The 8,217-nt window shown below is 51.8% G+C and carries 6 protein-coding genes; 5 read left to right on the top strand and 1 reads right to left on the bottom strand.

The genetic code is table 11. From position 1 onward, the window contains the following. Window positions 1-11: 11 nt before the first annotated feature. Window positions 12-1,469 (bottom strand): esterase/lipase family protein, encoded by a 1,458-nt coding sequence (locus SIB83_RS01400; protein ID WP_413746560.1) that lies wholly within the window; start codon window positions 1,467-1,469, stop codon window positions 12-14. Between the two features lie 845 nt (window positions 1,470-2,314). Here SIB83_RS01400 and SIB83_RS01395 point away from each other — a divergent pair. The 5 genes from SIB83_RS01395 (at window position 2,315) to SIB83_RS01375 (ending at window position 7,796) form a co-directional block, all read left to right on the top strand. Further along, window positions 2,315-3,613, top strand: a complete 1,299-nt coding sequence (locus SIB83_RS01395; protein WP_413746559.1) for an amidase — start codon at window positions 2,315-2,317, stop codon at window positions 3,611-3,613. A 301-nt stretch (window positions 3,614-3,914) separates the two neighbouring features. Further along, window positions 3,915-4,073 (top strand): hypothetical protein, encoded by a 159-nt coding sequence (locus SIB83_RS01390; RefSeq protein ID WP_413746558.1) that lies wholly within the window; start codon window positions 3,915-3,917, stop codon window positions 4,071-4,073. Between the two features lie 256 nt (window positions 4,074-4,329). Continuing rightward, the gene (locus SIB83_RS01385; RefSeq protein WP_413746557.1) at window positions 4,330-5,262 is read left to right on the top strand and encodes a class I SAM-dependent methyltransferase; all 933 of its coding nucleotides are present in this window, start codon (window positions 4,330-4,332) and stop codon (window positions 5,260-5,262) included. Window positions 5,263-5,534: 272 nt separating this feature from the next. Further along, on the top strand, window positions 5,535-6,506 hold the full coding sequence (locus tag SIB83_RS01380; RefSeq protein WP_413746556.1) for an integron integrase: 972 nt from the start codon (window positions 5,535-5,537) through the stop codon (window positions 6,504-6,506). 585 nt (window positions 6,507-7,091) lie between these two features. Next, window positions 7,092-7,796, top strand: coding sequence for a hypothetical protein (locus SIB83_RS01375; RefSeq protein ID WP_413746555.1), 705 nt, complete (start codon window positions 7,092-7,094; stop codon window positions 7,794-7,796). Window positions 7,797-8,217 lie beyond the last annotated feature (421 nt).

The following is an 8,217-nucleotide window of genomic DNA, read 5'->3' as shown; positions in this document are numbered from 1 at the left end:
ACTTATAAATTCTATTGTTTTACTACTTGGAGGATTTTGCCTTTATCTTCTTCAAGAAGTGGATCTCTATTTACTCGAAATTCAATAAACGTTGTTGTATATGGCATTAATAATTGGAACTTGCCCTCCTGAGGGTTTAAGTAATCCTTGAGATCAACGATCAACTCAGACAGACCATTTGCGATCATCTCACTTGATTTGTATGAGCCACCTCGTGTGGCAACGTAATGAAGGTAGTCGGAATCAGTGTTCATGGTGAGCTTCATTTCAAAAGATTCAATATTTTCAATATCGCTGCTATCAGAAAGCCCGCACTTGGACAGATTGACATGCAGGCAGCGGTAACTTCTTTCATTTGAGAAAGCATGGATGTCATCAATGTCCAAAATCTCTGCAGCTTTGTTTTTACGTTTTATTAGCACTTCCACCAACCAATCCGTCACTCCGTCTCCACGTTCATCGCAAACACGAATTACAAGTTGCTGCCATTTATCAGGCTCTTGATCTCTGCTTTCAGAAGCCAATTTTGTTGCTTCAGCATTCCAATCATTAAATTGATTATCATCTTGGACCTCCAGCGCTTTTCCTACAAGCTCACGAAGCTGAGGAGATTTGTTTGGATCCATAATGGAACCATGATTTAATCCAGGCCAGAGAATTAGCTTATTGTTTTGATTACTCCAGCCAGATGCTTGTATTTCTACATTTGAGCTGCCATCCTTATTTGCTTCGCCGCTCCATTCACCTGTGTAATCAATCGTGAGAAGCCTGCAGTTGAGTGCTGCCCCTGCCCATCTCACTACACCATCAGATCCGCGTATCTTTGTACCAACAGCACTTGTAACAGCGTCAGCGATTTTCCCCAACCCAGTGTCGCCGCAAATGGTAAACACAAAGGGGCTTTCTGGACCTGCCTTGAATCTCTTGTTGTCACCTGATCCAAACATATCTTTTGAACCTAAATCCCATGTAAATGGGCTTGCCAGCTCGAGTGCAGAAAGAACTTGGTGGCCGGATTCCAGAAAATCACGGCCAATGGCTCTATTACCTTTCACCAATGCACCAATCCAACTTCGGCCTTTATGGGCCACTGGGGATCCATTCGTGGCTGGCGCAAGCGCAATGAGATGTTGCAACCTCTTTATTCTTTTTTGGTCTATCTTTTGAGCATTAATCTTGCCATTGATAGATGCATACCTAGTCAACCATGCTCGAATTACGAGCATTCCTGTGGAATGCACGATCGCATCAAATGGATCATTTTCTGCAATACCAGCCTCATAAACCAGAGCGCGGTCAAACGCTTCGGCAATGTCACGAATAGAAATTTCATTAGTAAGGCTCACGTAATTAATTAGATGAACCTTGTTTGGGTCAAGCTGTTTGTGTGTAATTAAGGCATCACGCCAGTTCTGGAATCCTTTACTGGTGTCGGAATATCCGTGAAGAAGTACCAGCGGATTAGACATAAACCTGACCGATAATAATTAGAGGCAAAGGATGACATACATTTCTGACTAGCAAATAGGAGGGCAGTCCATTCACTTGGCGGGTTAGCAGGAGTGTTGCTTAGAGCAGAAGTGATCCATGGAACAGTATTAGCTCGTATTTATTGGCTTTTTACGCGCTTTTCATCAGTCTTTCACGTACTTCTCACCGAGCTCTCATGTTATTTATTTTACATTCTTGCGTTTAAGAAGTTTTAAGGCGTTGCATGGTAATTCAAGCATTTTTGACTAATCATTGTTTTTGGCTCGTGCACCATTTTAATCATCGTTCTGTTAATTAATTGTTTGATCTTCGGCTTCCCCTCTCACCCTGCTGTCAATGGCCGCCTTCGCGATCCGACAAGCTCTGGTTGATCTCCAGGCAGGCAACACTCCCGAGCAGATGCTCAGCTTTGATGAGATGTAAACACTGGTGGGATTTGAAAGCTACATGGAGGTAGCTGATCCAACCTGAAGAAGTAGATGGCTCGCGTATGGGTTAAAAATCTTTTTCATGAAAACTTCTACGGAACGCCGAAATGCTGTAACGCCAACACTCAACATCATCACTATCTCAGGGCTTCCATGACCGATTCCAGATCCGATCTAATTCAAAGAACCGTCGGGCTCTCCTCTGAGGTCCTTCATGGCTCTGGCTCTTGCGGGGGTCGTTGGGTCTCTGGCGTTTGGATCGACGGATTCGCGCGAACATGAGTAAGGAAGAAGAACTAACCAGGCTGACGCTGCAAGACGCTTCGGAGCAGCTTCGGAGTCAACGTCTCTCACCTGTCGACCTGACGCACGCATGTCTCGCCAGGATCGAAAGATTGAATCCCTTCCTGAATGCGTTCATCACCGTATCCGCCGAGTCCGCCTTAGCAAGCGCACGAACCGCTGAAGCGGAAATTCAGCGAGGCCACTGGCGAGGACCGCTCCACGGAATTCCTATCGCATTGAAAGACTTGTTCGACACCGCCGATGTGCGAACGACCGCGGCAAGCGCAATCTTCATGGATCGGGTTCCGAAGCAGGACGCAGAGGTCGTGAAGAAATTGAAGGATGCCGGCGCCGTGCTCTTAGGCAAGACGAACATGCAAGAGTTCGCTTACGGCGCCACATCCGCTGGGAGCTACTTCGGCGCTGTCCGAAACCCATGGGACGCCGCCCGAATTTCTGGGGGATCATCTGGCGGGTCGGCCGTCGCCGTCGCTGCTGGCCTGTGCTTTGCAGCGCTTGGCTCCGATACCGCGGCTTCGATCAGGCAACCGGCAGCCTATTGCGGGATCGTCGGGTTGAAACCGACTTACGGCCTTGTCAGCGCGCGTGGGGTGATTCCGTTGTCCTGGACCTTCGATCACGTCGGCCCGCTCGCTCGCACTGTCACCGATTCGGCCCTGCTGCTCCAAGCCATCGCTGGGAACGATCCTGCCACTATCGGTGGCCGGTCGATGCTGATTCCTGACTACGCTGCCAAGCTTCTCGATAAGGCGTCTCCTCTTCGCGTCGGCGTTGCTCGAGCGTTCTTCTTCGAGGAGCTCGATCCTGAGATCGACCAGGCGGTCACCGATGCGCTTCGGGTGCTCAAGCGGTTGGCGGCGAGCCTCAGTGATGTGGTGTTGCCGGGAACCCCACAAGCCTTGCTCGACCTGCGGGCAACGGTGAGAGCCCGGGAGGCGTACGAATACCACGAGGCGTTTGTCCAGAAGAGCCCTGAGCTCTACCAGCCTGAGACGTTGACTCGGTTACGCGCTGATGCCGCGGTGAATAAGGCTTCGTACCTCCGCGGACGGCGGGAAGTGGAGCTTATCCGTCAAACCTCTGACGCGGCGTTTCAGTCAGTCGATGTGATTGTGACACCGACCACGCCTATTCCGCCTCCTCTGCTGGCCGAGGTCGGCAAGGATGTCGAAACGTCGATGACTCTCGGAACCCAAACCATACGAAATACCGCACCCTTCAATCTCCTGGGGTGGCCGACCATCTCTGTGCCGTGCGGCTTCACGAGCGCGGGGCTTCCCATCGGCTTGCAGATCTCCGGGCCGAGTGGAGCGGAGACCAGCGTGTTGAAGCTCGCACGTGCGTATGAGCAAGTCACCGACTGGCACTTGCGACGTGCTCCGGTGTAGCCATGGTTGAGGCGCATCGGCAACATCACTGGCGGGATAACCTGCACTTGGAGCTGACACACGCGGCCTACTCGCGCGCACCTGCTCTCAACGGCTGCCTTGGCGAGGCGACAAGCTCCGGTTGATCTCCAAGTAGGCAACACTCCCGTGCAGATGCCCAACTTTGAGGAGATGAAAATAGTGGTGGGATTTAACAGCTACCTGGAAAAAGCGGATCCAACCTGAATCGGCTCCCGTAGCGGCAACTTCTTTAACCACAACGTGGAGAACAGATCGCCTTGAGCTGATTGAGCGCTACCGGATGGAACTCCAGGTGCGCCATAACGACCGTCGGGCGGTGAGCACCACTACTCAATTGACCAGGCGCTTTGCGGCATCCAAGGGAGATGGGCAGAGCGTCTCGGCTCATCCACCCTGGAGAGGATTTGCCCTGATGACTTATGGCGTGGGTCGAACTTGAGGATCGTGAACCAAATCAAGGAACACCAGGCATACAAAAAATGGACGCGACAGCAGTCAGCAACTCAGAGGCATTCACGCACCTCAACGAAGACAACCAAGACACAAGATATCGAGGCCAATAGTCTTTCAATCAACTGAAGAGTTCGTTGACAAGGCAGACCTGCAGAGGCCTCGAGTCGGCCATGCCCTGCAACGGATGACACCAATCCCAGCCAGAGGATCCCCACCTACAATCCTGGAACGCCAGCACCCTTATGCCCACCATTGCCGCAGCACGCAAACGCCAGGGCGACATCTCCAATCGGTTGATCAGCGCAGCACTTGGGGTCAAACCGCTCTGGTCGATCGCCAAATATCAGGCCCGGCGCATGATGATTCAGCGTGCTGAACGACTGGGTATTCCATGGACAAACAAGGTCAAGGAATATGAGCAACGTGACTGGTCTTTGCTGTGGCATGAACTGAACGATCCAAACCTTCAGTACCCCGCCAATTATCGAGCTTCTTTTCACGGCTACGACGCCGGCCACCTCTGCTGGCAAGCCGCCTACGAATTCGAGGTGGCTTCCAACGCAGTGCATTCGAGTCTGTTTCCAGAAGCAGGAGCAGCCAGCGATCAAGCCTTGAGGGTGGGCTATCACCAGGTCTTACAGGCTCAATTAAGCCAGCCACCTGAGACCATCCTCGACCTGCATTGCACGGTTGGTCTGAGTAGTTTTGCCCTACAGGAATCCTTTCCGCAGGCAGCAATCACAGCGCTCGACTTTTCACCCCATTACTTAGCCGTGGCACGCCACGAAGCCGACATTCGCCAGATCAACATCGATGCCTGGCGTCATGCACTCCCGGAGGCAACCGGTCTGGCCGACAGACAGTTTGATCTCATCTCCTCGTTCCTGCTTTTCCATGAGATGCCTCAAGACGCCACAAGACGTATCCTGCGAGAGGCCCGCCGGCTCGTACGGCCAGGCGGATGCTTTGCGGTCATGGACATGAATCCCGATTGCGAGGCCTACCAGACCATGCCCAAAGCGCTCATGACCCTGCTGAAAAGCACAGAGCCCTTCATGGATCAGTATTTCTCACTGGATCTGGAGGACGAACTCCGTCAAGCCGGCTTCGACACCATCACCATCACCCCCTGCACCCCTCGTCACCGAGCAGTGCTGGCAACAGTGGCGATTTAGGCTAAGGCCCTCCAGCTCCGCAAAACGCTGCTCTCAAAGGCCGCCTTCGCGATGCGGCAGGCACTTGTTGATCTACAGGCAGTCAATACTCATGAGCAAATGCTCAGCTTTGAGGAGATCAAAACACTGCTGGGATTTGACAACTACCTGGAGTGAGCTGATCCAACCTGAATCGGCTCCCATCACGATGAATGGCGTAGCCACAACGTGGAGAACAGATCACCTTGGCTAATGCTGCGGGGAATTCTCAGAGAGAAGCAACAGCGTGAGCGATGACCGATTCACCCCGATCACCAGGGTTGATTGAGCGCTACCAGGAGGAACTCCAGGTGCGCCATTACGCCCGTCGCACGGTGAGCACTTACACCCAATGGATCAGGCGCTTTCTGCGCTTTCACCGCTTGCGGCATCCAAGGAAGATGGGCAGTGATGAGGTGAACGCCTTTCTGAGCCATCTGGCCACTAATGAGCAGGTGAGCGCTTCCACTCAGAACCAGGCTCTGGCAGCTGTGCTGTTTCTGTATCGAGAATTGCTGGGGCAACCCCTGGTGCTGGATTCCGTCGTCCGAGCTCGAACGCGTCATCGACTGCCTGTGGTGTTGAGCACGGCTGAAGTGCGCGCCGTGCGGGAGCAACTGCAAGGGCCCTCAGCTCTGGTGGTGGGGTTCCTATACGGCAGTGGGTTGCGCCTGATGGAAGCTCTTAGGCTGCGAGTGAAAGACCTTGATACCCAACGGCGGGAACTCAGCGTTCGCGATGGCAAAGGAGGGAAAGACCGCCTGACACTGTTGCCAAAAAGCCTGATTCCGGACCTTGAGCGTCATCTCACGGATGTACGTCAACTGCACCAGCGTGATCTTGAGGCCGGCTGGGGGCGGGTGCTGATGCCCTACGCCCTGGGTCGCAAATACCCCAACGCTGAACGCGAATGGGGCTGGCAGTGGGTGTTCCCGCAACAGAAGCGTTGGACTGACAAAAGCAGCGGCGAGCAGGGGAGGCATCACCTTGATCCCAGCGTGGTGCAGAAAGCGGTGAAACGCGCTATGGCTTCAGCTGGCATTACCAAGGCAGCCAGCTGCCATACCTTCCGTCATTCATTTGCAACACACCTGCTGGAACAGGGACAGGACATCCGCACGATTCAGGAACTGCTCGGCCACAAGGATGTGAGCACCACCATGATCTACACCCACGTTCTGAATTCAGGGCCCCTCGGTGTACGCAGCCCCGCCGACCTTGACTAGCAGCATTCAAACAAGCTGCGTGGATTTATTGATCATCACTGCACCCAATTCGATAAACGCCAATTGGAAGATGCGGCGCATCACCAAATACATTTCCGCTCTTAATTATTTCCTGAAAGCAAAAGTTTTAAAACATCGACACAAACATGCCAGCAGAGCCCACTGAATTCGCTTCACATATCACTCCATCAAACAGCATAGAAACAAAATGCAAAGCAATGAGCTACAGCGAAATCAGCACAGTCGAATTAAAATGATTAACGGACCCATGAACGATCGCTACAACCAGAGGAGTGTTTTTGCAGAAGCTATGCCATCAAAGCGTTCTGAGCAGCGCAAGACCGATAGAGCTTCGTGGTTCACGGAATGCAAGGCCTGCTCAGAGGTGGTTATCGGAACCGCCCAATAAATAGTTAGGCATCATTGAGCGAGCAACAATCGTGGTCAATGAATGAGATGAATTTTTCTCTAGAAGGATCACGGTACAAAGCCGAGATCTAAAGTTTTGAGGGAGGTTTAGGGATTTATGTGGTCTGCCTGAAGGCTGTTAGGCAGTGTGCTCTTATCATTAGCCCTTTATGGGCGGTGGGTACCATGAAGCATTGGTCGTACCCCTTTTTCATAGGTTGCGCGATTGGCGGCGCATTGGTGATTGCGTATGGACAATTTGGCCCTGTCAATCCTACTAAAGCGGCTTGGAAAATAAAGGCACCCGGTATCAGTATCATTATAAATAGTGAGGGCGAAGGTCTGGACTACCATGCAATTCTTGAAGCAATGTTCGATAACAGCTTCATCAAATCAGCGGCGATAAAATGGCTTGGCAAAGAGCACAATATTTACTCACTAGAAGAAGCGGAACTAGGTGAAGCAATTGAGGAAAGTCTCTGCGATGAGATCCCAGAAAAACCATTTGAGGAACGTTTAAGCAAGGCCAAGGAGTGTGCTAAAAAGCCCGTTGCCGCCAAACTCCGCGAATTAGCGAACAGCCACCAGCCACCGTTTCATTTCCTCGGCTTTAAGGGGGATGCAGGCTTCCCAGCAGGCCAAGGAGCTCCTACGAAAGGTCATGCAAATGTCTGCAAGAACGGCCCATTTTATGGAAAACAACTTCAAGTAGTGAACCCAAAAAATAACACACTAGTAGAAGTGAATGCATCACGCTCCCTAGGAGATTGCACTGGTTTTGGTGGAAGGCCCGACATCCAACTTGGTTCTCATGATGCTTATACTCTCTTTCCAGGCGAATCGCTGGACATAACAGAGGAGGTGATAATTATTCCGCTGTGATTGTGATGCGCCGTTCTTGTGGGATAACTGCTAGTTGTGAGCTGCCTAACTTAAAGATCCAGCGGTCGGGAGCAGAAGCACTTGAATAATATTTAAGCTACTGCCCGCCGCTGATCTTCAACGTTAGGCGCATTTTTTAAGTCCAATGACCGATTGAAGCAACGATCAGAAGCGTGAAGCATTGCTCTCATCTTTGTGCACTGCCGAATAGTTGGTTATCGGATCCGTGAACCATGGCTACGATCGAGGAAGAATTCTTTAAATGCGATGCAACCAAAGCAATTTGAGCAGCGCCAGGCCGTGAAGGTTGCTTGGTTCGCGGAAAGCAACGCCTGCTCAGAGGTGGTTATCGGAACCGCCCAATAACTAGTTATGCCCCCGAATAGTCACTTGCATCATGAAGTATAAATTGGAGATGTTG

It is taken from the genome of Synechococcus sp. MIT S9507 (assembly GCF_047304715.1).
Taxonomy (GTDB): domain Bacteria; phylum Cyanobacteriota; class Cyanobacteriia; order PCC-6307; family Cyanobiaceae; genus Synechococcus_C.
This window is presented reverse-complemented; position numbering and strand designations above follow the sequence as displayed.